The sequence below is a fragment of the Oerskovia sp. NPDC057915 genome (assembly GCF_042887685.1).
Classification (GTDB): domain Bacteria; phylum Actinomycetota; class Actinomycetes; order Actinomycetales; family Cellulomonadaceae; genus Oerskovia.
The window spans coordinates 114,456-137,689 of record NZ_JBHVOS010000001.1 but is presented as its reverse complement, the minus strand read 5'-3'; the positions used below and the strand labels follow the sequence as shown (position 1 = coordinate 137,689).

Here is a 23,234-nt window from a genome sequence, read left to right as displayed (position 1 = left end):
AACACGGTCACGATCCACCCGAACCACCGCCCTCCGGGCGAACCCGCACCTAGTGTCGTCGCATGCGCACCTCGCCCCGCACGCCGTCGATCATCACGGTCGCCCTCCTCGGCAGCCTCCTGCTCGCGGGGTGCTCCGCCGCGGACCGCGACACCGGGGCGTCCGACGCCGCCGGAGCGGTCAGCCAGCAGAGCGTCGCGCAGGACACCACCGACGGCGGGTCCGGGCTCCAGGTCGGCGCGTCGGTCCCCGACGAGGACCGCGAGGTCATCACCACGGGCGACCTCACCGTCGTGGCCCCCGACCCGCGGGCGGCGGTCCAGGCCATCAGCGAGCTCGTCGAGACCGCCGGTGGCCGTGTCGAGAGTCGCGCCGAGCACACGGGCGAGGACGACCAGGCCTACGGCAGCCTCACGGTCCGCGTCCCCGCCGACAAGGTCACGGTGACCGTCGACGCCCTGGACGGGATCGGCGAGGTCCAGGACGTCTCCCTCGATGCCCAGGACGTGACCTCGACGGCGATCGACCTGGACGCGCGCATCCAGGCGCTCGGCACCTCGGTCGCCCGCCTCCAGGCGCTCATGGCCGAGGCGGCCACGACGGCCGACCTGCTGGCAGCCGAGAAGGAGCTCACGGCACGACAGGCGGAGCTCGAGAGCCTCCAGTCGCAGCGTTCGTCGCTCACCGACCGGGTCGACATGTCCACCCTCACGATCCAGGTCCTCTCCCAGGCTCCCGAGGTGACGATCCGGCCGGCAGGCTTCCTCGGTGGGCTCGCTGCCGGCTGGGGTGCGCTGCTCGTCGCGCTCAACGCGCTCGTCGTCACCGCCGGCGCGCTGCTGCCCTGGCTCGTGGCCGCCGCGCTGGTGCTGCTCGTCGTGCGTGCCGCTCTGAAGGCCCTGAAGGCGAGGCGCCCGGGCGCTGCCCCGCTCGCCGGACCCGACGAGGACCCCTCGTCCGACGGCGGCGGCGGGGACGGGGGCGGCGGAGGGGGCGGCAGCGACGAGCGCACCCACCTCGTGGGAACGGGTGGTCGCCGTGGCTGAGCCGTCGGCGGTCGAGCAGCACGAGCAGCGTCTGGAGACCTATCGGCGACGCGTCGGTCGCCTGTACGACGGCGCAACCCCGGTCGGGCACCTCGTGACCCGGGTCTGCACGCACTGGGAGACCGTCGGCCCGCACTCCTTCCCGACCTACGTCAACCCCGAGGAGCGCCTGCAGTGGCGTGTCCACCTCGACGACCCCGAATGCACCGACGCCTTCAGCGACGACCAGGACCGGCACGTCGCGAGCCTCCGCGGTCGGGAGATCGACGCCTGGGAGGCCGGCCGCCTCGAGCTCGCCGACCGCACGCTCCGCATCGAGTGGCTCGACGGGGACGAGGCGGCCTCGGCCTGGCAGGCGAACGGATGGTCGTGACCGCCCGACACGGCGGGCCGCGGCCGAGGACCTCGTCCTAGGAGGTGCTCGCCACCGGCCGTTCGTGCCGCCGGCGATCGTCCAGCACGGCCGGGGAACGACGAAGGGCCGCCCCGTGGGGCGGCCCTTCGTCGTGACAACTGGTGTGTCGCCCGAGGGCGACGTAGTGGAGGTGCGGGGAATCGAACCCCGGTCCGGTGGCGCAAATCCAGGACTTCTCCGGGCGCAGTCTGCTGTTGATTTTCTCAGCCCCAGCACTCACACAGACAAGGTGCTGACGGGCTCAGTCATCTAAGAGTCCCTACGCCGCCGATGACGAACGTCGTAAGCAGTGGCTCTCTAGCTGACGCCAGGAACCGGGGCGAGAGCAACCCCGGGCTGACGGACTTCGAAGACTCGCTCAGGCGGCGAGTGCGAAGTCGGTGCGCTTGGAATCGGCACCTATTGGTTTGCAGACGTCGTTTACGAGATAAGTCTGCATCCTCGGCCCGCTTCTCCTCGAAGCACGACCACCGTCGAAACCGATCACCCCCTGTGCAGTTGTCAATCACCGGCCGAGCACCACCCCGTCCGTCCGCCTGTGGCGTCCGTCCGGTTCGACACCGGGTCAGTGGTACCAGCCTACGGGATCAACACCACCGCGGGCGAACGTATTTCCGGTGCTACTTCTTGCGGCTCAGCGCGTCGACCAGCAGACCGCCCGCGATCCCCAGGAGGAAGACGTCCTTGGCGAGACCGATCCCCTGCGGGGTCGGACGGATCCCGTCCTGCTCGGTCATCCCCGGCGTCTTGAGGTACATCGCCACGAGGCCCGCGGAGAATGCGCCCAGCCCCAGGGCGACCACCCCGGTCGGGACGAACGGCACGAGCAGGGCCGTGCCCAGCGCGATCTCGGTCGTGGAGAGCGCCTTGGTGAACTGCACGGGGTCCTGGTCCTCGAGGAACGGGAACGTCCCCGCGGCCATCCCGTGGACTCCTTGCGCCGTCGCCTCGTCGGCACTGCGCTTGTTGAGCCCGGAGTTGAGGATGAACGCGCCTGCTGCGACGCGCGGGATGTACTGACGGAGCTTGACCACGGGGCCTCCTCGGCAAGGTGACGACGACTACCCTGCGACGCTACGTCGTCGGGCAGCCGGATGCACGTCCACCCGCCGAGCGCCGCGACGCCCGGGTCGGCGACGCACGACGGCGCCGCTCACCCCCGCGCGCAGGTCACCGGTTCTGCCGGTGGCGCATCGCGCGCTGGGCCTCGCGGTTGTCCTGCTGCTCGCGCAGCGCCTGGCGCTTGTCGTACTCCCGCTTGCCCTGCGCGAGCGCGATCTCGACCTTCGCACGGCCGTCGAGGAAGTAGAGCGAGAGCGGCACGATCGTGTAGCCCTTCTCGCGGGACTTCGCCTCGAGTCGCAGGATCTCGTCCTTGTGCAGCAGCAGCTTGCGCTTGCGACGGGGAGCGTGGTTGTTCCACGTCCCCTGCGAGTACTCCTGGATGTGCACGTTCTCGAGCCAGGCCTCGCCGCCGTCGACGGCCACGTAGCCGTCGAGCAGCGAGGCCCGGCCCTGGCGCAGGGCCTTGACCTCGGTGCCGCTCAGGACGAGCCCGGCCTCGAACACGTCGACGATCAGATAGTCATGGCGGGCCTTGCGGTTGCTGGCGATGATCTTGCGGCCAGTCTCCTTCGCCATGAGGGCATCTTCCGATCTGCTCGAGCTCCGTGGTGCGCCCAGGACGGACCCACCCGCGCCGTGCGGCGCGACGTCCCAGGTTACGCGAGATCGACCCGCTACCCGTAGGTCTTTACGTCAGAGCATGCTCTCCGGGTCGACCGTCCCGCCGTTGACGTACACCTCGAAGTGCAGGTGGCAGGCCTGGCTGGTGCCCGTCGTGCCCGAGTACCCGACGAGGGTGCCCTTCGAGACGCTCTGGCCCGCACGGACTGCGAACCTCGACAGGTGGTTGTAGCTCGTCATGAGGTTGGACCCGTTGACCGTGCCGTGGTTGATCATGACCTGGTTGCCGAGGCCGCCGTAGGGCCGGGCGAACAGGACGGTGCCACCTGCCGCGGCGTAGATCGGGGTACCGCAGTAGGCGCGGAAGTCGGTGCCCGCGTGCAGCCGGTACGTGTCCGGCAGCACAGGGTGCTGGCGCATCCCGTAGCGGGAGGTGATGTGCGGGACCGCGGTCGGGTAGGACAGGAACTTGCCCGTCGTGGTACCCCCGCCACCACCGCCACCACCACCGCCGGAGCCGCCACCGGACCCGCCACCGCCACCGGACCCGCCACCCGTGGCCGGCGGCGGCTGCTTGGCCGCTTCCTCGGCCGCCTTCCGGTCACGCTCGGTCTGGGCGGCGATGATGCCCTGGAGCTCGGACGTGAGCGCCGCCTGCGCCTGCTCGTTGGCCGCCACCTGGGCGATGGCCGCCTCCTTGCGCGACTCGATCGTCGCCTGCTTCGCCTGCTGCTCGGCGATCAGCCCCTCGATCTCCGCCTTGCGGTCGGCCGCCGCAGCACGCGCGGTGTCGGCTGCGACGACGTTCTCGTCGGCCTGGACCTTCAGGTCCGCGATCGTCTCGCGGATCGCGGTCAGGCGAGCCTCCCGGTTGCGCGCGATGGACTCGGCCTCCTGGAGGTCCGTGAGGGCACGCGCCTGCGTGCGGGCCGCGGTCGTCGACATCGCGTACTGCTCGATGAAGTCCTCGGTGCTCTGGGCCCCGGTCACGATGCCGAGCCCGCTGACCTCCCCCTGCCCCCGGTACGCCTGTCGCGCCATCTCGGCGATGCTGGACTTCGCCGAGCTCGCCTTGCCCGCGGACTCCTGGATGTCCAGGCTGATGGCCTCTTCCTCGGCCTGCGCGTCCTGCAGACGCACCTCGAGCTGCGCGGCCTCGCGCTGGGTGCGCTCGAGCTCGGCCGTCGCCGTGTCGAGCTCCGCCTGAGCCACGGGGAGGCGCCCCTCGATGGTCTGCAGGTCGAGGATGGCCTGAGCGAGCTCCGCGTCGGTGCCCTCGAGCTCCGACTCGAGCCCCTCGCGGTCCTTGAGCGTCTGGCTCTGGCGGCGTTCGGCGGCCGCGCGCTTGTCGTCCAGGTCGTCGGCCGTCGCGGCGACAGCAGTTCCCAGGAGAAGGAGCAGCGCGGTTCCGCCCGCGGCGAGACGTCGGGTCAGCTGGGACATGTCACACCCTCGTGTATCGGCTGAGCGTGACGACCGAGGAGATGGCCGCCAGGACGAATGCGATGAGAAGCAGGAGCGGCGCGATGCGCAGCACGTCCGACTCGGAGATGTAGGCGATCCAGCTCACGGAGCCTTGGAGCCAGTCCGTCACGAGGTACTTGACCCCGAGCCAGAGGCCCCCGACCGCGAGGAACGCACCGACCACCGCGGCGATCGCCCCCTCGAGGATGAACGGCAGCTGGATGAACAGCTTGGACGCCCCGACGAGCTTCATGATCTCGGTCTCGCGCTGACGACTCATGGCCGACAGGCGGATCGTCGTGGTGATGAGGAGCACCGCGGCGAGCATCATCACCACGGCGAGGCCGCCGGCCATGAGCGAGGCACGGTTGAGCGCCAGGAAGAGCGAGTCGAAGATCCGACGCTGGTCCTCGACGCCTTCGACGCCGGGACGCCCGGTGACGACGTCGTTGACGACCTCGTAGTTCTCCGGGTTCGTGAGCTTGAGGCGGAACGAGGCCTGCATGTCGTCGACCGTGAGCTGCGTCCCGTTGTACCCGTCGGGGAAGCGCTCCTGGAACGCCGCGAAGGCGTCCTCCTTCGACTCGAAGAAGACGGTCTGGACCTCGTCGCCGAGCTCGCTCCCGAACAGGTCCTCGAGCGACTCGATCTGCTCGGGTGACGCCTCGCCACCGGCGCAGGTCGGGTTCGGGGAGTCGATGGGACACAGGAAGACGGAGACCTCAACCCGGTCGTACCAGTCGTCCTTGAGCTTGTCGATCTGCAGCTGGAGGAGCGCGGACGCACCGACGAAGGTCAAGGACACGAAGGTCACGAGGACGACGGAGATGGTCATCGCGAGGTTGCGACGAAGTCCTGCACCGATCTCGGCGAGGATGAACTGGGCACGCACCTGCTACCACTCCCCCCGGCCGGACTGCTGCATCTGCGACGGACCCACGGCCGACCCCTGGGCCGTGCTCGGCGGTGCCGCCTGGACCTGCGCGGGACGCTCGATCGCGGGCACCGGGCGCACCTCGACAGGTGGGGACCACGGTCGCGCCGCGAGGTGACCGGAGGGTGCACGGAGCGCGTCGTCGTCGGGCATGGGGACCCCCGCGCCGTAGACCCCGTCCTTCTGGTCGCGCAGCACGACCCCGTTCGAGAGCTCGATGACGCGCTGGCGCATCTGGTTCACGAAACCGGAGTCGTGGGTGGCCATGACGACCGTCGTCCCCGTGGCGTTGATGCGTGACAGGAGGTTCATGATCCCGAGAGACGTGTTGGGGTCGAGGTTTCCCGTGGGCTCGTCCGCGAGCAGGATCGAGGGCCGGTTGACGAAGGCGCGCGCGATCGCGACGCGCTGCTGCTCACCGCCCGAGAGCTCGTGCGGACGGCGCTTCTCCTTGCCCTGCAGACCGACCGTCTCGAGCACCTCGGGGACCGTCACGGCGATCATGTGGCGCGGCTTGCCCGTCACCTGGAGCGCGAACGCCACGTTCTCGAAGACCGTCTTGTTCTGCAGCAGCCGGAAGTCCTGGAACACGACGCCGATCTGGCGACGCAGCGACGGGACCTTCCAGCTCGACAGCGTCGACAGGTCACGTCCCGCGACGAAGACCTTGCCCTGGGTGGGCCGCTCCTCGCGCAGAGCGAGCCGCAGGCACGTCGACTTGCCGGAGCCGGACGCACCGACCAGGAAGACGAACTCGCCGCGCTCGATCTCGGCGGACATGCCGTTCAGGGCAGGTCTGGCGCCACGGGCGTAGACCTTCGAGACGTTCTCAAAACGGATCACAGGGGTTGACCAGTCTCTCGTTGGGGGAAGCGAAAAGTGTTCGCTGGTCGCCCACGAGAGTAGGCACGCCCGATTGGCCTGACACCGCTGACACGCCGGGTACGTCCGTATCCGGCGCCCCGGCGGGACGTTTCACCCCGGGTGACGGAAGGGGCCGGGACACGAGGTCCCGGCCCCTTCGTCAGGCCTGGTCAGCGGCGTCGTCAGGCCCGCTCAACGCCTTCCTCAGGCCTGGTCAGCGCTGCGACGCCACCGGATCCCGGCCTCGATGAAGCCGTCGATGTCGCCGTCGAAGACCCCCGAGGTGTTGCCGACCTCGTACTCCGTCCGCAGGTCCTTGACCATCTGGTACGGGTGCAGGACGTAGGAGCGCATCTGGTCGCCCCAGCTCGCCTTGATGTCGCCCGCCATGGCCTTCTTGGCGGCGCTCTCCTCGGCCTGGCGCTGCAGGAGCAGGCGCGACTGGAGCACGCGCAGGGCTGCGGCGCGGTTCTGGATCTGCGACTTCTCGTTCTGCATCGACACGACGATCCCCGTGGGGATGTGGGTCATGCGCACGGCCGAGTCGGTCGTGTTGACGGACTGACCGCCGGGGCCCGACGAGCGGAACACGTCGACCTTGATCTCGGACTCGGGGATCTCGACCGAGTCGGTCTGCTCGATGAGCGGGATGACCTCGACCGCGGCGAACGACGTCTGGCGGCGGCCCTGGTTGTCGAACGGAGAGATGCGCACCAGGCGGTGCGTGCCGGCCTCGACCGACAGGTGCCCGAACGCGTAGGGCGCCTTGACCTCGAACGTCGCCGACTTGAGTCCTGCCTCCTCGGCGTACGACGTGTCGAGGACCTGGGTCGGGTAGCCGTGGCGCTCGGCCCAGCGCAGGTACATGCGCATGAGCATCTCCGCGAAGTCGGCGGCGTCGACGCCGCCCGCGCCCGAGCGGATCGTCACGACGGCCTCGCGAGCGTCGTACTCGCCCGAGAGCAGGGTCTTGACCTCGAGCACGCCCAGGTCCTTGCGGATCAGCTCGAGCTCGGACGTCGCCTCGGCGAGCGTCTCAGGGTCCCCGTTGTCCTCGGTGGCCATCTCGACGAGCGTCTCCAGGTCGTCGATCCGGTCGCTCATGTTCGTGATGCGATCGAGCTCGGACTGCGTCTGCGAGAGGGCGGTCGTGACCTTCTGGGCGGCGTCCGGGTCGTCCCACAGGTCCGGTGCCGACGCCTTGTCCGACAGCTCGGCGATCTGGACGCGCAGGGCGTCGGGGTCGCTCACGGCGCTGATGGTGTCGAGCGTCGATCGGAGGGCGCGGATCTCGTGCGGGAAGTCGATGGTGGCCACGGTCCTCAAGGTTACGCGACGACGGCGCCCCGCACGGCCCGGTCCTGCGGGCGCGGGGCCGGGACGCCCCGGTCAGCCGCCCGACGACGGCGCTCGGGTCCCTCCGGTGGGCTCGGCAAGAGCGTCGGGTGCGGAGGGCTCGGAAAGGGCGTCGGGTGTGGTGGGTGGGGTGGGCGCCGGCTCGCCGGGTGCGGGGGCCGCTCCTGTTCCGGGCTCGGCGACTGCTGCGGCCCGCCCCTCGGCGCGGGCCTTCTCCAGGAGCGCCTCCAGACGCTGCGTGCGCCGGCGACGGTTGTCCCGCACCCCGATCACGACGAGCGCGAGCACCGCGAGGAGGAGCAGGTGGATCCAGGGGACGGCCCAGGTCGTCACGGTGACCGTGACGGGTCGCAGGTCCGCCGCGGGGACGTCGATCGCGCCGCCGGCCTCACCCTCGGTCGCGACGAGCGCGGGCGTCACGACGACCTCGGTCGTCACGGGTCCGAGGGGCCAGATCCCACCGATCGTCGCCGCGGTCGAGCGCGAGGTGCCGGGGATGAGCTCCTTGATCCCCTCGACGCCGCGGTCCAAGGTCGAGGCACCGATGCCGAACGGTCCGGACGCCGTGATCGTCTGGTCCCCGGCGACCCGCAGGTTCCCGTCGTTGCTCACCTCGTAGGACACCCGGACGTCGCCGGGGGCGAACGGGTTCCACGACGGCGTGTAGGTCGCGGTGACGTGGTCGAGCGCGATCGAGGGGACGACCTCCCCCGGGACCCGCAGGTTGACGCGCACGCCCACCCGGCTCTCGACACCGACCCCCGGACCCGACGCCGAGGCCGCCGTCGTGATCGTCGCGACGATGCCGGCGGGGTGGTCGCCGGGCGTCACGTTCTCGGGCACCGTGATCGTGAACGGCACGATCACGGTCTCGCCCGCGGGGACCTCCACGCTCGGCTGGACCTCGAACCAGCCGCCGGAGTCCTGGGGCTCCTGGTCGGAGGTGCGGATGTCGAAGCTGCCCGTGGGGGTGAAGATGCCGTCGTTCGTGACCATGGCGAACGTCACCGGGGCCGGGCCGTGGTTGGAGACGGCGACCTGGTCCTGGATCTGGGCGCCCGGTTCCGCGACGAAGTCGAAGATCCTGCGGGCGTCGGGGCCCTCGGGCGACGCCGTGGTGACCGAGAACCGGAAGCTGTCCGGGTCGGGTGCGCTCGCGTGGGCCGCTCCGACGACGCCGACCAGGGTCAGGATCAGGGCGCCCAGGGCAGCGAGCCCCGCACGGAGCCCGGCGGCGGTCCGCCTCGTCGGTAGAGTGCCTGCCTCACGTGCCTTCTTCATGTCCTTGCTCACCACGACTTCCGGTCTTCCTCGAACGGGTTGCTGCCCCGGAGACGGTACAGGGCCGACGGAGATCCGCCGGCCCTGCGTCGTCACCGTCCGTGACTCGAATCGAGCTGTCAGCTCTCCATGAGCGTGAGCGTCAGCGTCGACGCGTACGCACCGGAGGGCGTGCCCTTCGGGACCGTGAGGTTCAGGCCGGCCTTGACACCGAACGACTGCCCCTTGGCCTCGAGCGACGAGCCGCTCGACACCAGGAGGTCGCCGACCTGGACGCCGCCCGTGAGCCAGTCGCCGCCGGGGCCCTCGCCCGCGGGGACCTCCTGGAGCTCGCCGGCGATCGGCTGGCCCGGCGTGACGTTGAAGTCACCGGGGATCGGGTTCGCCAGCTCGGGGACCCACCCGAGGTTGGACGAGTCGATGTCCGCCAGGCCGGCGGCGGTGAAGCTGCTGACCTGGCCCGTGACGGTCCAGCTCGCGTCCGCACCCACGTCGTTGCGGTCGTCGGTGACGCTGATGCCGTCCAGGAGACCCGTGAACTCACGGTTCCCGGCGGCCCAGATGTCGTCGTCGGTCGTCTCGCCGAGCGTGACGGACGGGTTGGCGACGTTGAGCGCGAGCGCTCCGACCGGCGTGACGGCGACCTGGATCTGGACGTCCTCCTCACCGTGGGTCACCTCGTCAGCGGCGGCCCCGGAGGCCATCGCGACGGTTCCGAGAAGCATCGCACCGAGTGCTCCGCCGGCAATCCACTGCTTCCTTGCACGTACGTTCATGTAAGTCTCCGTCGTTGGAGGGTGTCGGACCGGATCACCATAGCGGCGAACCCTTGTTTTGTCAGTCATCAGACAAAAGTTGCATGGTTCGTTAAGAAAGTGAACGTACTTGGTCACCTTGCGCCGCCCGTGTTCACCGGATGGTCATGATTACCACCGACCCTCGGGACTCACCAAGCCCGTGCGCTGGACTCGGCACGTACGAGGATCCCGTCCGACCACAGCTGGGTCACCCAGCTGACGAGGACCGGGCGGGACAACCCGGCCAAACCGACCTGCGCGGTCCGTCCGTCGGGCGTCGACGCCTCGACGATGGTGACAGCATGCAGGTCGTCCAGCATCTCGGGATGCGCTGCCAGGAACTCCTCGACCGAGGCGCGCACCTCCGCGTCACTGAGCCGGAGCACGGCCTGCTCCTGAGGGAGGGGCACCCGACCCTCGTAGAAGGTGTCCTCGCTCATCGAGTCGGCTGCGTCGATCGCGGCGGCGTCGGCCACGTCGAGAAGTCGCTTGCGGTCGAGGTGGACGCCCGTCGCCGAGACCACCACGGTCACGAGGAGGAGCGCGAACGCGACGAAGGCGCTCGTGAGGAGCAGGATCTGGCCGCTGTCCCCGCGTCGGACGACTGCCCCGACGCGTCCGCGAGCCGCCTGCAGCGACGGACGACGACGGCGCCTCACGGCCGAGCCCCCGCGTACCTGTCCACGGACGAGACGTGGGAGGCCTCGACCGGGACGGACAGCGGCACCCACGAGCGGACGCCCGGCGGCACGAACGGGAGCGGGACGTCGTAGCGCACGATCGTGGCGACCTCGCTGCCGGGGTCGAGACAGCGGGAGCCCGCGCACGAGATCGACAGGACATCGGCGGGTTCGACGTCCGTGAATCCTTGGTCGGCCAGCGCCAGGGAGACCGCGGCGCGCGCCCGGGCTTCGCCCCCCTCGACCGAGTCGGCCGTGACGAACGCGCGGGCGGACTCCTTCGCGGCGCCCTCGACCGCGAAGGTCGCCGCCTGGATCCGTCCGAGCGTCAGCGCGAGGTACATCACGGGCAGGAGGAGGATCAGGGCAGCCCCGAGGAACTCGACGATCGCGTTGCCCTCCTCACCGACCGCGCGAGGGCCGTCACGACGTCCCGCGAACGCACGGGCCGCGACGCGGGACCGCAGGCTGCGGAACGCCAGGCCGGCTCGATCCGTGCGGTCGCGACGCCGAGCCATGACTCCCCCACCCGCGCTCACTGCTCCTCCTTCAGAGCGTGCCCGTCCACCGTGACGACTCCCGACGGGCCGAGCAACCCGACGACAGGCAGCGGAAAGGTCACCGTCACCTCCACGACGCGCAGCCCCTCGTGGTCGACCTCCCGTGCCGTGACGTCCTGGGCGAACCGCTCGGAGAGAGCCGCGTCGATCAGTGTCCGCGTGCGCGCCGCACCGTCCCCCGTGGTCCGGTCCGCCCTGCCCGCGAGCCGTGCACCTTCGGCCGCGCTGTCGATCACGATCGCCCGCACGTGCAGCGCGAGAACCACCTGGACGACTCCCAGGAACAGTGCGAGCAGGATCACCGAGACCAGGACGAAGTCCACGACGGCCGAGCCGCCGTCCCGCACGCGAGCCTCCCGACCACTCGTCGGGCCGAGTCGTCGGCGTACCCGGCTCACGGACCGCCGACGCTGTTGATCGCGTTCGTGAAGGTCTCCGTGAGCGCCGGGCCCGCGACGGCCCACAGGGCGATGACCAGGCCCGCGGTCATCAGGGTCACCAGGACCCAGCCGGGGACGTCGCCCCGCTCCTGCGCACCCAGGCACTGCCGGACCTGTCGGGTCAAGGTCCTCGGTCGTCTCGTCATCATGCTCCCTCGGTCGGTCGACCGCGTCGTTCGTGCGCGGCCGTGGTCCAGGTCGTGCGTCCAGGTCGTGCGTCCAGCACGTGCGTCCAGCACGTGCGTCCAGCTCGTGGGCAAGGTCCGCGACCTACCCGAGCCCGGGTCATGCGCTCACAGACCGATCCGCAGCGTCGCGATCGACGGATAGATCGCGAAGCAGACCGTCACCGGAAGGATCAGGAAGACCACGGGGACCATCATGAGGACCTCCTTGCGCCCGCCCGACTCCATGAGGGCCCGACGTCCTGCCTCCCGCACGTCCTGGGCCTGGGCGCGCAGGACGTCGGCGAGCGGGGTCCCCCGCTCGACCGCCACGGCGACCCCTTCGGCGAAGCGGGTGAGGCTCGTCAACGCGGTCCGATCGGCCAACGCCTCGAGCGCGCGCGACAACGGCACGCCTGAGCGGACCATCGAGAGCGTCAGCGCGAGCTCGGCCGACAGCTCGCCGCGGGCCATGGTCGCGACGCGCTCCATCGCCGCGACGGGTCCTTCTCCAGCCCCGACCGACAGCGCGAGCAGCTCGGCGATCGTGGGGAACTCCATGAGCATGCGTTCCTCGCGCCGTGCGACCTGGCGCGAGAGCCGGTGGTCGCAGCCGAGGAGGCCGCCGAGTCCGCAGAGAGCGACGAGCGCGGCGAGGACCACGGGCGACGAGCCCCTGGTCGCGGCCAGGAGCAGGGCGAGCAGCAGCCCACCGACCAGGCCCATCACGGCCCACACGACCTGCTGCGCGCGGAACTGGTCGACGCTCTCGGGGCGTCCCGCCTGGTCGAGGCGTCGGCGGAGCACCGCGCGGGTCGACCCGAACCTCTCGAGCCCCTTCCCGACCTCGGTCAGCCACGGACCGACGAGACGGTCGAGCGCAGGGAAGGGCGATCGCGCCGACGACTCCTGCAACAGCGACGACGACGTCCCGAGCACCCGCAGGTAGGGTCCGACGCGTTCGTCGAGGCGGACGCGGCGAGCGCGCAGGCGTGAGACGACCACGAGGACCCCGCACCCGAGCATCGCTCCTGCGACCACACCGATCCAGGACACCTCGAACCCGCCGGTCCCGTTCACCGCAGGACCCGCACTTCCTCGGGCAGACGCCCGATCCGACGCATGACCCGGTAGGCCACCACGGAGGTCAGGGCACCACCGCCGAGCACCACGGCCCCTTGGAGCGAGTCGTAGGCCTGAGCCGTCTCCGGTCTCGTGGCCAGCAGGGCCAGGACGACCCATGGTCCGGCCACCGCGAGGCGGGCGCCGTTCACCGTCCACGACTGCCGCGCCTCGAGCTCTCCCCGTGTCCTGGCGTCCTCGCGCAGGAACATGGCCAGCGTGCGCAGGAGCTTGCCCAGGTCCGTGCCGCCGACCTCCCTCGTCATGCGCAGGGCCTCGACGATACGGTCCGCGACGGGATCCGCCAGCCGTGCCTTGAGCGCGTCGAGGCAGTCGGCGAACCGCCCGGTCGCCCGGAAGTCCTGGGCGAAGCGCGCGAACGGCTCACGCAGCTCGACCGGTCCCCTCTCCCCGAGCTGTCCCACCGCCTCGGGCAACGACAGCCCCGCACGCACCCCCGAGGCGAGGTGGTCGACGACCTCCGGCCACACGTCCCGCAGGCTCGAGCGCCGCCGTCGGGCACGCGAACGCACCAGCGCGAGAGGTGCGGCCGCCGCCATCGACGCGAAGCACGCGGCGACCGGCAGCGCCCGGGTGAGCGTCGCCACGACCAGCAGGACGAAGAGGCCGAGAGCCGCACTCGCACCGACCAGCGCACGCGGCGTGACGGTCGGCGCTCCGGCGAGCACCAGGAGGTCCTGCGTCCTCGCCGACCAGCCGTCGGTCCGACGGGGCGGGCGAGGGGTCGGCTCCCACCAGGCCCACCACACGCAGAACACCCCGACCCCGAGCAGCAGGCCCACCATGACGCCCATGTCAGCGGACCTCGCCCGGCCGAGGTCCGGCCATCAACGCCGCGAGGTCGATCCCGGCCCGGGCGAACCGGTCCTCCGCCGGCGGGAAGCCGTCACCGCGCACGAGGCTCCCCCCGACCCGGTGGAAGAGGTCGGAGGTCTCGACCACCCCCTGCTCCACGCGGCCCGGGACGCCGACGACCTCCCGGACCTGGCGCCGACCGTCCACGGTCACCCCCAGATGGACCACGACGTCCACCGCACCGGCCACGGTCGGGACGACGAACCGGTCCGAGACGTTCTCCCCGGCGAGCAGCGGCAGGGTGCACATCTTCGAGATCGCCTCGCGCGCCGAGTTGGCGTGGATCGTGCACATCCCCGGCACTCCGGCGTTCAGAGCGATCAGGAGGTCGAAGCTCTCCGCCTCGCGCACCTCACCGATGACGATCCGGTCGGGGCGCATGCGCAGCGCCTCCTTGACCAGCCTCCGCAGCGGGATCTCTCCCGTGCCCTCGAGGCTGGGCTGACGGCACTGCATCGAGACGATGTCGCGCACCGCGAACCGCAGCGCGTAGACCGCTAGAGTGCACACATGCGAGCAGCCATCTACACACGCGTATCCCTCGACCGGACGGGCGAGGGCGCCGCGGTCTCCCGCCAACTCGACGACGCCCGCGACCTCGCCGCACTGCGCGGCTGGTCCGTCGTCGCCGAGCGAAGCGACAACGACACCTCCGCCTCTGGCAAGGCTCACCGCCCAGGGTTCGAGGCTCTGCTCGCGGACATGCAGGCGGGCACCGTCGACGCCGTCATCGCCTGGAACCTCGACCGGCTGACCCGCAACCGCCGCGACACCGTCCGTCTGATCGAGACGGCTCAGTCGGCAGCCGCCACGGTCGCGCTCGTCCGCGGGAGTGACCTCGATATGACGACGCCGTCCGGGCGGCTCGTGGCCGACCTCCTCGCTTCCGTCGCACGCGCGGAGATCGAGACGAAGGGCGACCGGCAGCGCCGCGCGAACGACCAGCGCGCGGCCGCGGGCAAGCCCCCGTCTGGACCCCGCGCCTTCGGCTACACCGTGGACGGGCTCGACGTCGTCGAGGACGAGGCCGCGCTCGTGCGCGAGGGGTACTCGACGATCCTCGCGGGCGGGTCGCTGCGATCCGTGGCCCGCGCTTGGAATGCTGCCGGGGCGACCACGTCGCGTGGCAACCCCTGGGACGCGACGACCACGCGTCGCGTGCTGACGAACCCGCGGAACGCGGCCCTCCGGTCCCACCGCGGGGAGATCGTCGGTCCGGGCTCGTGGCCCGCGCTCGTGCCCGAGCAGACGTTCCGTGCTGCGCTGCACGTGCTCTCCGACCCGGCAAGGTCGACCGTGGCGGACCGGAGCGTGAAGTTCCTCCTGACCTCCATCGCCGAGTGTGGCCGGTGTGACGACGGGAGCAAGGTCGCGACCGCGCGCACGAGCCGGGGCAAGCGCACCTACAAATGCAAGGAGAGGAGTGACGTCGCACGTGACGCTAAGACTCTCGACAGGTTCATCGAGGCCGTCGTCGTCGCGCGCCTCTCACGCCCTGACGCCGCGGTCCTCCTCGCTCCGGACGCCCGGCACGACGTTTCCAGCCTTCGGGACGAGGCGGGCGCGCTCCGTGCACGCCGCGACGAGGCCGCTGCTCTGTTCGCCTCCGGGACGATCCGCGCCTCGCAGCTGACGACGATCACGCGCGAGATCGAGGCCCGGCTCGGAGAGATCTCCGCGACTCTCGCGGATGCCGGGCGCGAGGACGCGCTCGCCGGGCTCGTCAGTGCTGACGACGTCCGCGGCGCTTGGGATGCGCTCGACATCTCGCGCCGTCGCGCCGTCGTCAAGGTCTTGTTCGACCGGGTCGTCATCGAACCCGTCGCGAAGGGCACCAAGCGGTTTGACCCCGCTTCCGTGCGCCTCGTGTGGCACGGCGAAGGGTGATACACACAGCCTCTCAGGGGTGATAGATACAGCCTCTCACCTGCGAGAACGCACTTGGTGAGCCCTTCAAATACGGCTAGGCTGAGAGCGCGAACGAAGCACCCGGGCGACCGCGCGTCCGGACCGAAGCCCTTGGGCATCCGGACGAGCCGGGTCAACTGCACCTGGCTGGCACCACGCCGCCGAGAGCGGCACGTCCAGGAGTGCCACCATGCCCACCTCTTCCTCGCTTGTCCGACACCTTCGGTCCGCCGAAGTCGCCGACCTCCTCGGTGTCGATGTCCGCACGCTCGCCGGTTGGCGGCACAAGAACACCGGCCCCGCCTTCGTCCGGATCGGCCCCGGCCGCGGGGCCACCGTCCGATACCGCGAAGACGTCGTCACGGCGTGGCTCGATGCCCACACGATCACCACTCGCGCTGCAGAGACCATCGCTGCCCAGGCCCCGCCGTTCACAGCTGAGCAGGTTGACGCTCTCGGTGCGATCCTGCGCGGCGCATGATGACGAACGAGAGCCGCCCAGCGGACGCCCCGGCAGACGTCCCGTCGCTCGCCGCCCTCTTCGATCGCCTCGTCGACGTCGCAGCGCCCGACACCACCGCCGCGGCCGTGCGACGCCGTGAGATCGACGAGATCGTCGAGCGCGGACCTCGGGCCGTCGTCGAGATCGCGCTCGACGCACTCGACCTCGCGATCTCCGCGGACGCCGGTGTCGAGTCCGAGAGGGTGCAGCGTGAGCGCGCTCTCGCCGCCCTGGCACGGCGCACCGAGCGCCTCGACCGACGCGTCGCAGCCCTGGAGCACGCCGTCAGGGAAATCCGGGAGGCCAGCGCGGCGACCTTGTCGGCGTGCGACGCCCTTCTCGCGCTCGTCCACGACGCGGAAGGCCGCGCATGAACCGCCGCGAGCGCCGTCGCTGGCTCCGCGCTGTCCAGGCGTCTGGGTCGGCTCCCGAGGCGGTGCGTGTGGCTCGGGAACTGGCGCGCGCAGCGAATCGAGACGGAGTCGTCCGATTGCGTGATGACGAGACCGGAGAGCACACGGAGGAGGTGTGCATTTCGTGGCCGCGATGACTGCGCGCTTCGAGTGGGAGCGCGCCTTGCTCAAGTCGACGTTGCCGTCCCAGGCCCGGCTTGTGGCGCTCACTCTCGCAACGTCAGCCGATCCGGATATGACGATCCCAGAGCGGTTCAGCCCGTCTCTCACCACGCTGGCTGAACGAACCGGACTCTCCCGGTCTTCCGTCGCCAAGTACCTGAACACGCTGGAACGTGAAGGGTGGGTCACTCGTGATCGCCCGACCGTCGCCGCAGCACGGACAAGGCATGAGCGCACTGGGTATGGGATGCACCTGCCCCTTGGGGCGCCAGAGCACGGGGCTAGTGCGCCAGACGGACTAGGGGTCCGCGAGGCGGACCAGGCTAGTGCGCCAGACGGACTAGATCTGGTGCGCGCGACGGACCAGGCTAGTGCGCCAGACGGACTCAACCATCTCTCTCCATCTCCCTCCAGCACGGGAGCGAAGTCCCCCCGCTTCCCTAGACAGTGCCAGCGACACCAGGACAGCGAGGACGTTCCGCCGTGCACGGCCTGCCAGCGCACACGTAAGGCACAGGAGGCCGCGGAGGCAGAGGTCCGCGCTGCAGGCGAGGAGAACCGCGGACGCCACGAGCAAGGACTCAATGCCGCGATCCGTGACGGCGAATGCTGCGAGCACGACGTTGTCGCTGGGCACATCCCGCTGCTGGCGACCGGAGAGCCCCGTTGTCGACGGTGCCGTGCCAAAGCCCGGAGGGCCGTGTCGTGACCCCGCGTGACGACCTCGACGACCCTACGGATCGTGGCGTTTCGCCACCTCCGGAGGGGCATGTCTGTGCGAGCGGATGGGCGCTCACGTCCACCGACGAGCACCCCCAGCCATGCCGCAGCTGCAAGCCGCACCTCCACCGAACCGAGCGCGACGGGATCACCGCATGGCGCGCCCTTCCAACCACCAGCACGACAACCGACAGGACTTCCCGATGACCCCTCCCCTGAACGACGCCGACCGAGACCGACTCAACGCCGCCGCCACCGACCCGACGCGACCGCTCTCGTTCGTCGAGCAGTCCGCGTTCGCCTACCGCCGCCGCTGGCTCGATCGCGACGACACCGCGATCGTCGACGCCGCCATGCGTGGCACGACGCCCCGCCGCCCCACGCCCCGTGCCGATGCCGCAGCCGCGGCACGCTTCAACCGCTGACCGAGGAGAACCCAGATGATCCGCTCCGAGATCCTTCAGTCCCTGCCCGACCACGCGATCCTCAACGAGCCGGAGTTCTCCCGGTTCCACGACAGGCTCGACGACATCGACACCCGCGAAGCCGCGTTCGACGCCCGCGAGACGGCCCGCCACGCCAAGCACAAGCGAGCGCTCACCGAGTGGGAAGAGCGGGCGAACTCCGCCGCGTTCGACGGCAGCGACCTCCCCGCGGAGCCTGCCCCCGTGTGGGCTCCGTCGCCGGGCCGTGGGGCCTTCAACGCCGCTCGTGCTGACGTCGCCCGTGAGATCGCCGACGTCTGGCGTGAGCACGGAGAGAGGATCACTGCTCAGCACCTCGACGCCGCGCGTCGTGAACACACGGCCCGGCTCGACGCGCACGCCGACGCAGTCGCGACGGAGCGTGCAACCCGTGACGCGCTGGATTCGGCTGCCGACCGGGTCACGTTCTGGTCCAGCCACGCGCGGAGCATGACGCCCAAGCCCAGCGGCACCACGCCCCACCCGGATGCCACGCACACGGCCAACCCGTCCGGCCCGTACCGCGGCGATGCAACCTGGGTTCGGCTCGCTCCGCGATGAACGACGCGTCTCAGCCGTGGGACCGGCGAACCGGGGAGACCTCCCCCGCGTTCGCCGCGTTCCGCGCCTACCTCCTCCTCGGGCCGTCTCGCTCGCTGGCGAAAGTGGGGCAAGAGTCGGGCGGGACACGGTCCCAACTCGAACGCTGGTCCTCCCGGTGGTCGTGGGTCGTCCGCACGCGCAGGTGGGACGAGGAACAGGCCCGCATCGAGGACACCGCATGGCGGGAACGTGCCAGGACCCACGGTCGCCGACAGGCCGACGCCGCCGCCCAGGTCCTCGACCGTCTCGTCGGCGCGTTCGACCAGATCGACTGGACGGAACTCGCTCCGCTCGACGCCGTCCGCGCGCTCGACCTCGCGGCGAAGGTCGAGAGTCGAGCATTCGGCGTGCCAGACCCGGCCCGTGCCCTGCACATCTCGGCACCCGACGGCGGGCCGGTCGCGGTCGCGTTCACCGACCTCACGGACGAACAGCGCGCGGAACGCATGGACGCGCTCGTCCGGGAGGTGCAGCGTCGCCGCGAGATCCACGCAGAGGATGCTGCCCGGTCCGTGGAGGACCGAGCAGCATTCCCCGGGGATGACGCCCCGGCCGTTGCACTCTGGACCGCGGACGGCCCGCAGGGAGCCGTGCTGTGAGCGCCCGCAGGATCGACCCCGCGAGAGACCTCGCCCGCGTCGCTCGCGTCCTCGACGCCGCTCGACGCGCGTTCGACGGCGGGCGCCACCGTGACGCCGCCCGGCTTGCAGCTGAGGCCGCATCCGGCCTAGCAGCAGCCACTGACGACGTCGGTGCGTGGCGAGACGGCATGACGCTCGACGAGGTAGCAGACCTGCACGGCGTCACCGTCAGTACCGTGCGTGACGCCCTCGGAGACAGCCTCGATGTCCTCGCTCTCCGCGAGCGCGGGCGCGTCATCGAGAGGTCTGCCGTCGCCTGGCGCCCGCCCCGCGAGTGGCCGGGTGACCGCGACGACCGTGCACTCGCCGTCGCCGCCTACATCGAACACGTCGGCCGGGCTACGAGCGCAGACATCGCAGCCGCATTCGGCTGCGGCGCCAACGTCGCGGGCGCGGCGCTCATGTGCGCGGTTCGGGCCGGGCTCCTCGTCCGTGTTGCCTTCACGTATACGCCTGCTGAGTCCTCCCCGGCCGCGTTCGCCACATGAGACGGGCGCCGCGAGTGCAGAAACGAGAACACGTCGACACCGCACGTCGCCGACCCGGCGAGCCGATGTGTCAGCGGCGTCTTTTCAGCGGTACGTTCGCGATTCCAGCAGGGCAGATCGAGGGCAAGGGGACAACATGGAGGACAGCAAGGGGGCGCTTCGCCTTCGAGCGTGGGTTGGCGACGTGCGGGCACTTCCCAAGGGTGAACAGCCAACCAAGATTGCCCAGCGACTAGTCCACCCGGGAACCGTTCCGCTTGCGGGCAAGGGTGTGCTGACCGCGACACCCATCGGCCCTCTGATGCAGGCGGGTGAGGGTGTGCAAGGACTCACTCTCCTCCAGTTTGTCCAGGCCGACCGATCGCAAGACGTGGATCACAACGAGCGAAACGCAATGATCGGCGCGCTTCTCACCGTTGCCGCGGATCGACGCTGCCAACTGCTCCCCGAGGGAGTCGTCGGGATCGAAGGCGGCAACCACTCGTTGTTCATCCCAGTGAATCTGCAGACCGACGACACCCTGATTGCCCCCATGCCCAAGTGGCGCCGCGTCAACAAAGAGTTCGTCGAGATCACGTCTCGCCTCCTCACGATGGACGAGGAAGATGCGGAAGCGATCATGGCGGCGATCCACATGCACTACAGTTCCGCGCTGTTGTTCGCCCGTGACATCACCGGCGCCTACGCGCTCGCGGTCGGAGGGATAGAGGCTCTGGCGGCGCGCTTCGGAACGACCGCAACTGACTGGGACCTCTGGGACAAGTCCAACAAGTGGGAGAAGTTCTTCCGGAAGGTCGACCTGACCGAGGAACAGGCTGCCGCCTTCCGAGTGCAGCTGCTCGACGACCAACACATCCGCCTGACCGAGCGGTTCACGTCCTACTTCTGCGAGAACATCCCTCAAGAGTTCTGGTCCGAAAGCGCGTCCACGTACGTCTGGAACTTCGACTACGGCACGGGCGACTCCACCGAGGGCAAGTGGTACGACAAAGGTCCGCGATCGTCTCAGTTCGCGGAGGACCCGACAGCCCTTCGGAAGGCAGTCCGCGCCGCCTACAAGCGCCGATCGGAGTTCGTCCATGCGGGCGAACGAAGTGCAGGGTTCACGGAGGAGATGTTTGGCGTCGGACCGGGGAACATCCGCAACTCGCTGTCGTACGCACAACTCCGGGCCGCGCTCCGGCGCCTGATTCAGACCGAACTCGCCGAGCGCGGCGACCCCGCCTTCCCCGACGTTGATCGGTTCTTCGCCGAGAACGTCCGGAAGACCCCCTAGTCCACCGGCAGTGACTCGCGGTGCCGCCACCTGAGCCCCGTCCGTAACAGCCGACCTGCGCGCTTCACACACCCCCGGTAGACCCGAGCGACCGACACCATGAACTCGCAAAGTCGGTAAAGTGTGTGTTCTTGCTACCTGCTGCAGCTCGAACACCTCCTCGCACGTGATGACCCTCTCGTGCGAGGGGATCGACCCGGCGAGCGCGTTGAGCATCGTCGTCTTTCCCGCCTGCGTGGCACCCGCCACGAGGACGTTGAGTCCAGCCCTGACAGAGGCGTGCAGGAACGCCGCGGCGTGCGGCGTCAGCGAACCGAGGCGCACCAGGTGCTCGAGGTGCGAGGCGCGCACCACGTGCTTGCGGATGTTCACGGCGAAGTGCTCGCGGGTCACGTCCGGGATCACCACGTGCAGGCGCTCGCCCCCGGGCAGCGCGGCGTCGACGAAGGGGCTCGAGAGGTCCAGGCGACGGCCGGAGGACTTGAGCATCTGCTCGACGAGGTCACGGACCTGGGCGGTCGTGAGGATGGTCGAGGTGAGCTCGGCCGTCCCTCCGCGCGCGACGAAGACCTGTGCGGGCGAGTTGATCCAGACCTCTTCGATCTCGGGGTCGTCGAGGTACTTCTGGAGGGGCCCGAGCCCTGCGACGGCGTCGAGGACAGACCGCACGGCGCCGGGGACGTCGGCGAGCGGGGGCACGACGCCCAGCGCGGTCCGGGTGTCGTAGTCGGCCAGCGCGTCGGCGACGAGCTGGTCGATGCCCTCCTTGTCCCGCAGCGGGTCGACGCCACGACGGCGGATCAGCTCGCGGACCTCGCGCTCGAGGATCGCCACGCCTGCGGTGCTCATCGTCGTGCCACGCTCCCCTGCGTCCCTGCGCGCCCCCCGCGCAGTCGACCACCCGGCGGGGTGGTTGCGCGCCGAGACTAGGGCACGAGGGGCCCGGTCCGCACCGGGCCTGTGGACAACCGGTCACGATCCGCGGGATCTCGCCGTTCGCACGACCGAGGATGTCCGAATTGTGGTCACCGCGCCGCTCGTTCCGGGCAGGTGCGGCGCGAGCGCACCCCGCCGGGCACCCACCCGGCATAGGGTCGGCGCATGTCCGCGAGCACCCCCGCCGTCCCCCGTCCCGCCCAGCCCCAGGTACCCGGCCGATGGCGCGCCGCGGCCGCCGCGACGGGCCTGCTGCGCCCCGACGGTTCGGTGGCCTCGACGATCTTCGCCGAGATGACGAACCTCGCGCTGCGCACGGGGGCCATCAACCTGGGTCAGGGCTTCCCGGACGTGGACGGCCCGCACGCGATCAAGGAAGCCGCGATCCGGGCGATCGAGGACGGCCACAACCAGTACCCGCCGGGCACGGGCATCCCCGTGCTGCGCGAGGCGGTCGCGGACCACCAGCGCCGCCACTACGGCCTCGACCTGGACCCGGACACCGAGGTCCTGATCACCACGGGGGCCACCGAGGCGCTGGCCGCGACGATCCTGGCCCTCGCGGGTCCGGGCGACGAGGTCGTGACCCTGGAGCCCTTCTACGACTCGCACGCGGCGTGCATCGCGCTCGCGGGCGCGACGCACGTGCGTGTCCCGCTCCACCCGACCCCGGACGGCTTCCGCCTCGATCCTGCGCAGGTGCGCGCCGCCGTCGGGCCGCGGACGCGGTTGATCCTGGTCAACACGCCGCACAACCCGACCGGGACGGTCCTGACGCGCGCCGAGCTCGAGGTGCTCGCGGACGCGGCCCGGTCCGTGGACGCGGTCGTCGTCACGGACGAGGTCTACGAGCACCTCGTGTACGACGACGCCGTGCACGTGCCCGTCGCGACCCTGCCGGGCATGGCCGAGCGCACGATCACGATCTCCTCGGCCGGCAAGACGTTCTCCTTCACGGGCTGGAAGATCGGCTGGCTGCACGGTCCGGCGCACCTCGTGGAGGCTGTGCGGACGGTCAAGCAGTTCCTGACGTACACGTCGGGGGCGCCGTTCCAGCCCGCGATCGCGCAGGCGCTGGCCGACGACGAGGCGCCGCGCGCCCTCGCCGCGTCGCTCGCGGCCCGGCGCGACCTGCTGTGCGAGGGCCTGGTCTCCGCGGGCTTCGAGGTCGTCGTGCCGCGCGGCACGTACTTCGTGGTCGCCGACGGCGCGCCGCTCGGCTTCGAGGACGGCACCGAGCTGTGCCGCCGCCTGCCGTCCCTGGCGGGTGTCGTGGGCGTGCCCGTGAGCGCGTTCTGCGCCGCGTCACCGGGTGACGGGGACCCCTCGGGCCCGACGACGGCACAGGCCCTGGCCTCGCGGGTCCGGTTCACGTTCGTCAAGCGCGAGGACGTGCTCCGCGAGGCGGTCTCCCGCCTCGCGGCCCTGCGCTGACG

At 70.5% G+C, this 23,234-nt stretch carries 25 protein-coding genes, 1 other RNA gene and 3 pseudogenes; 12 read left to right on the top strand and 17 right to left on the bottom strand.

Features of this window, described 5'->3' with window-relative positions; genetic code table 11:
- The first annotated feature begins 62 nt into the window (after positions 1–62).
- Both ACFVQ3_RS00640 and ACFVQ3_RS00635 read left to right on the top strand, forming a co-directional pair.
- Positions 63–1,046 (top strand): DUF4349 domain-containing protein, encoded by a 984-nt coding sequence (locus ACFVQ3_RS00640; protein ID WP_387633865.1) that lies wholly within the window; start codon positions 63–65, stop codon positions 1,044–1,046.
- Positions 1,039–1,419, top strand: a complete 381-nt coding sequence (locus ACFVQ3_RS00635) for a hypothetical protein (protein ID WP_387633863.1) — start codon at positions 1,039–1,041, stop codon at positions 1,417–1,419. The genes ACFVQ3_RS00640 and ACFVQ3_RS00635 overlap by 8 nt, the downstream gene beginning before the upstream one ends.
- A 164-nt stretch (positions 1,420–1,583) precedes the next feature.
- On the opposite strand, the gene ssrA is transcribed toward ACFVQ3_RS00635, so the two are convergent.
- The 16 genes and pseudogenes from ssrA to ACFVQ3_RS00555 all read right to left on the bottom strand — a co-directional run.
- Positions 1,584–1,952: a transfer-messenger RNA gene (gene ssrA, locus ACFVQ3_RS00630) on the bottom strand.
- 129 nt (positions 1,953–2,081) lie between these two features.
- The gene (locus ACFVQ3_RS00625) at positions 2,082–2,495 is read right to left on the bottom strand and encodes a hypothetical protein (protein WP_387633861.1); all 414 of its coding nucleotides are present in this window, start codon (positions 2,493–2,495) and stop codon (positions 2,082–2,084) included.
- A 136-nt stretch (positions 2,496–2,631) separates the two neighbouring features.
- Positions 2,632–3,102: an SsrA-binding protein SmpB gene (gene smpB, locus ACFVQ3_RS00620; protein ID WP_030151535.1), complete on the bottom strand. Its 471-nt coding sequence runs from the start codon at positions 3,100–3,102 to the stop codon at positions 2,632–2,634.
- A 117-nt stretch (positions 3,103–3,219) separates the two neighbouring features.
- Positions 3,220–4,590, bottom strand: a complete 1,371-nt coding sequence (locus tag ACFVQ3_RS00615) for a peptidoglycan DD-metalloendopeptidase family protein (protein WP_387633859.1) — start codon at positions 4,588–4,590, stop codon at positions 3,220–3,222.
- A gap of 1 nt (position 4,591) precedes the next feature.
- Positions 4,592–5,503 carry a permease-like cell division protein FtsX gene (ftsX, locus tag ACFVQ3_RS00610; RefSeq protein WP_387633857.1) on the bottom strand — a complete coding sequence of 304 codons (912 nt, stop codon included), beginning with the start codon at positions 5,501–5,503 and terminating at the stop codon, positions 4,592–4,594.
- 204 nt (positions 5,504–5,707) lie between these two features.
- Positions 5,708–6,388: pseudogene (gene ftsE / locus ACFVQ3_RS00605) on the bottom strand (cell division ATP-binding protein FtsE); the annotation flags it as partial.
- 225 nt (positions 6,389–6,613) lie between these two features.
- Positions 6,614–7,726: a peptide chain release factor 2 gene (prfB, locus tag ACFVQ3_RS00600; protein WP_387633855.1), complete on the bottom strand. Its 1,113-nt coding sequence runs from the start codon at positions 7,724–7,726 to the stop codon at positions 6,614–6,616.
- Positions 7,727–7,798: 72 nt separating this feature from the next.
- Positions 7,799–9,061, bottom strand: a complete 1,263-nt coding sequence (locus ACFVQ3_RS00595; protein ID WP_387633853.1) for a WxL protein peptidoglycan domain-containing protein — start codon at positions 9,059–9,061, stop codon at positions 7,799–7,801.
- Positions 9,062–9,165: 104 nt separating this feature from the next.
- On the bottom strand, positions 9,166–9,771 hold the full coding sequence (locus tag ACFVQ3_RS00590; RefSeq protein WP_387633851.1) for a hypothetical protein: 606 nt from the start codon (positions 9,769–9,771) through the stop codon (positions 9,166–9,168).
- Between the two features lie 221 nt (positions 9,772–9,992).
- A complete protein-coding gene (locus ACFVQ3_RS00585) occupies positions 9,993–10,502 on the bottom strand; it encodes a pilus assembly protein TadG-related protein (protein WP_387633849.1) in 510 nt (169 codons plus the stop codon).
- A complete protein-coding gene (locus ACFVQ3_RS00580; protein ID WP_387633847.1) occupies positions 10,499–11,062 on the bottom strand; it encodes a pilus assembly protein in 564 nt (187 codons plus the stop codon). Before ACFVQ3_RS00580 ends, ACFVQ3_RS00585 begins: the two co-directional genes overlap by 4 nt.
- A complete protein-coding gene (locus ACFVQ3_RS00575; RefSeq protein WP_387633845.1) occupies positions 11,059–11,430 on the bottom strand; it encodes a TadE/TadG family type IV pilus assembly protein in 372 nt (123 codons plus the stop codon). The genes ACFVQ3_RS00580 and ACFVQ3_RS00575 overlap by 4 nt, the downstream gene beginning before the upstream one ends.
- Positions 11,431–11,477: 47 nt before the next feature.
- Positions 11,478–11,669 carry a hypothetical protein gene (locus ACFVQ3_RS00570; protein WP_387634134.1) on the bottom strand — a complete coding sequence of 64 codons (192 nt, stop codon included), beginning with the start codon at positions 11,667–11,669 and terminating at the stop codon, positions 11,478–11,480.
- A gap of 147 nt (positions 11,670–11,816) precedes the next feature.
- Positions 11,817–12,713, bottom strand: coding sequence for a type II secretion system F family protein (locus ACFVQ3_RS00565; RefSeq protein ID WP_387634132.1), 897 nt, complete (start codon positions 12,711–12,713; stop codon positions 11,817–11,819).
- Positions 12,714–12,763: 50 nt separating this feature from the next.
- Positions 12,764–13,624, bottom strand: a complete 861-nt coding sequence (locus tag ACFVQ3_RS00560; RefSeq protein WP_387633843.1) for a type II secretion system F family protein — start codon at positions 13,622–13,624, stop codon at positions 12,764–12,766.
- Position 13,625: 1 nt separating this feature from the next.
- Positions 13,626–14,180: pseudogene (locus tag ACFVQ3_RS00555) on the bottom strand (ATPase, T2SS/T4P/T4SS family); the annotation flags it as partial.
- Positions 14,181–14,195: 15 nt separating this feature from the next.
- Between ACFVQ3_RS00555 and ACFVQ3_RS00550 the strand changes: the two are divergent.
- The 9 genes from ACFVQ3_RS00550 to ACFVQ3_RS00510 all read left to right on the top strand — a co-directional run bounded on the left by ACFVQ3_RS00550 (position 14,196) and on the right by ACFVQ3_RS00510 (position 20,862).
- Positions 14,196–15,572, top strand: coding sequence for a recombinase family protein (locus ACFVQ3_RS00550; RefSeq protein ID WP_387633841.1), 1,377 nt, complete (start codon positions 14,196–14,198; stop codon positions 15,570–15,572).
- A gap of 211 nt (positions 15,573–15,783) precedes the next feature.
- Entirely contained in the window at positions 15,784–16,074 is a 291-nt protein-coding gene (locus ACFVQ3_RS00545) for a helix-turn-helix transcriptional regulator (RefSeq protein WP_387633839.1), read from the top strand.
- A complete protein-coding gene (locus ACFVQ3_RS00540) occupies positions 16,071–16,469 on the top strand; it encodes a hypothetical protein (protein ID WP_387633837.1) in 399 nt (132 codons plus the stop codon). Before ACFVQ3_RS00545 ends, ACFVQ3_RS00540 begins: the two co-directional genes overlap by 4 nt.
- A 172-nt stretch (positions 16,470–16,641) precedes the next feature.
- On the top strand, positions 16,642–17,379 hold the full coding sequence (locus ACFVQ3_RS00535; RefSeq protein WP_387634130.1) for a helix-turn-helix domain-containing protein: 738 nt from the start codon (positions 16,642–16,644) through the stop codon (positions 17,377–17,379).
- A gap of 214 nt (positions 17,380–17,593) precedes the next feature.
- Positions 17,594–17,815 carry a hypothetical protein gene (locus tag ACFVQ3_RS00530; RefSeq protein WP_387633835.1) on the top strand — a complete coding sequence of 74 codons (222 nt, stop codon included), beginning with the start codon at positions 17,594–17,596 and terminating at the stop codon, positions 17,813–17,815.
- A gap of 15 nt (positions 17,816–17,830) precedes the next feature.
- Positions 17,831–18,415: a hypothetical protein gene (locus ACFVQ3_RS00525; RefSeq protein ID WP_387633833.1), complete on the top strand. Its 585-nt coding sequence runs from the start codon at positions 17,831–17,833 to the stop codon at positions 18,413–18,415.
- Complete coding sequence (locus ACFVQ3_RS00520; protein WP_387633831.1) at positions 18,412–19,056, top strand: hypothetical protein; 645 nt, start codon at positions 18,412–18,414, stop codon at positions 19,054–19,056. The genes ACFVQ3_RS00525 and ACFVQ3_RS00520 overlap by 4 nt, the downstream gene beginning before the upstream one ends.
- Positions 19,053–19,586 carry a hypothetical protein gene (locus ACFVQ3_RS00515; RefSeq protein WP_387633829.1) on the top strand — a complete coding sequence of 178 codons (534 nt, stop codon included), beginning with the start codon at positions 19,053–19,055 and terminating at the stop codon, positions 19,584–19,586. The genes ACFVQ3_RS00520 and ACFVQ3_RS00515 overlap by 4 nt, the downstream gene beginning before the upstream one ends.
- A 136-nt stretch (positions 19,587–19,722) precedes the next feature.
- Positions 19,723–20,862 (top strand): hypothetical protein, encoded by a 1,140-nt coding sequence (locus ACFVQ3_RS00510; protein WP_387633827.1) that lies wholly within the window; start codon positions 19,723–19,725, stop codon positions 20,860–20,862.
- A 137-nt stretch (positions 20,863–20,999) separates the two neighbouring features.
- On the opposite strand, the pseudogene ACFVQ3_RS00505 reads toward ACFVQ3_RS00510, so the two are convergent.
- Positions 21,000–21,711: pseudogene (locus ACFVQ3_RS00505) on the bottom strand (CpaF family protein); the annotation flags it as partial.
- Between the two features lie 252 nt (positions 21,712–21,963).
- Here ACFVQ3_RS00505 and ACFVQ3_RS00500 point away from each other — a divergent pair.
- Positions 21,964–23,232, top strand: a complete 1,269-nt coding sequence (locus ACFVQ3_RS00500) for a pyridoxal phosphate-dependent aminotransferase (RefSeq protein ID WP_387633825.1) — start codon at positions 21,964–21,966, stop codon at positions 23,230–23,232.
- Positions 23,233–23,234 lie beyond the last annotated feature (2 nt).

Bases quoted from the DNA above. Each gene is read 5' to 3' on its own strand.
- ACFVQ3_RS00640 (WP_387633865.1), top strand. From the start codon at position 63: ATGCGCACCTCGCCCCGCACGCCGTCGATCATCACGGTCGCCCTCCTC.
- smpB (WP_030151535.1), bottom strand. From the start codon at position 3,102: ATGGCGAAGGAGACTGGCCGCAAGATCATCGCCAGCAACCGCAAGGCC.
- ACFVQ3_RS00615 (WP_387633859.1), bottom strand. From the start codon at position 4,590: ATGTCCCAGCTGACCCGACGTCTCGCCGCGGGCGGAACCGCGCTGCTC.
- ACFVQ3_RS00590 (WP_387633851.1), bottom strand. From the start codon at position 9,771: ATGCTTCTCGGAACCGTCGCGATGGCCTCCGGGGCCGCCGCTGACGAG.
- ACFVQ3_RS00570 (WP_387634134.1), bottom strand. From the start codon at position 11,669: ATGACGAGACGACCGAGGACCTTGACCCGACAGGTCCGGCAGTGCCTG.
- ACFVQ3_RS00565 (WP_387634132.1), bottom strand. From the start codon at position 12,713: ATGCTCGGGTGCGGGGTCCTCGTGGTCGTCTCACGCCTGCGCGCTCGC.
- ACFVQ3_RS00560 (WP_387633843.1), bottom strand. From the start codon at position 13,624: ATGGGCGTCATGGTGGGCCTGCTGCTCGGGGTCGGGGTGTTCTGCGTG.
- ACFVQ3_RS00550 (WP_387633841.1), top strand. From the start codon at position 14,196: ATGCGAGCAGCCATCTACACACGCGTATCCCTCGACCGGACGGGCGAG.
- ACFVQ3_RS00545 (WP_387633839.1), top strand. From the start codon at position 15,784: ATGCCCACCTCTTCCTCGCTTGTCCGACACCTTCGGTCCGCCGAAGTC.
- ACFVQ3_RS00540 (WP_387633837.1), top strand. From the start codon at position 16,071: ATGATGACGAACGAGAGCCGCCCAGCGGACGCCCCGGCAGACGTCCCG.
- ACFVQ3_RS00535 (WP_387634130.1), top strand. From the start codon at position 16,642: ATGACTGCGCGCTTCGAGTGGGAGCGCGCCTTGCTCAAGTCGACGTTG.
- ACFVQ3_RS00530 (WP_387633835.1), top strand. From the start codon at position 17,594: ATGACCCCTCCCCTGAACGACGCCGACCGAGACCGACTCAACGCCGCC.
- ACFVQ3_RS00525 (WP_387633833.1), top strand. From the start codon at position 17,831: ATGATCCGCTCCGAGATCCTTCAGTCCCTGCCCGACCACGCGATCCTC.
- ACFVQ3_RS00520 (WP_387633831.1), top strand. From the start codon at position 18,412: ATGAACGACGCGTCTCAGCCGTGGGACCGGCGAACCGGGGAGACCTCC.
- ACFVQ3_RS00510 (WP_387633827.1), top strand. From the start codon at position 19,723: ATGGAGGACAGCAAGGGGGCGCTTCGCCTTCGAGCGTGGGTTGGCGAC.
- ACFVQ3_RS00500 (WP_387633825.1), top strand. From the start codon at position 21,964: ATGTCCGCGAGCACCCCCGCCGTCCCCCGTCCCGCCCAGCCCCAGGTA.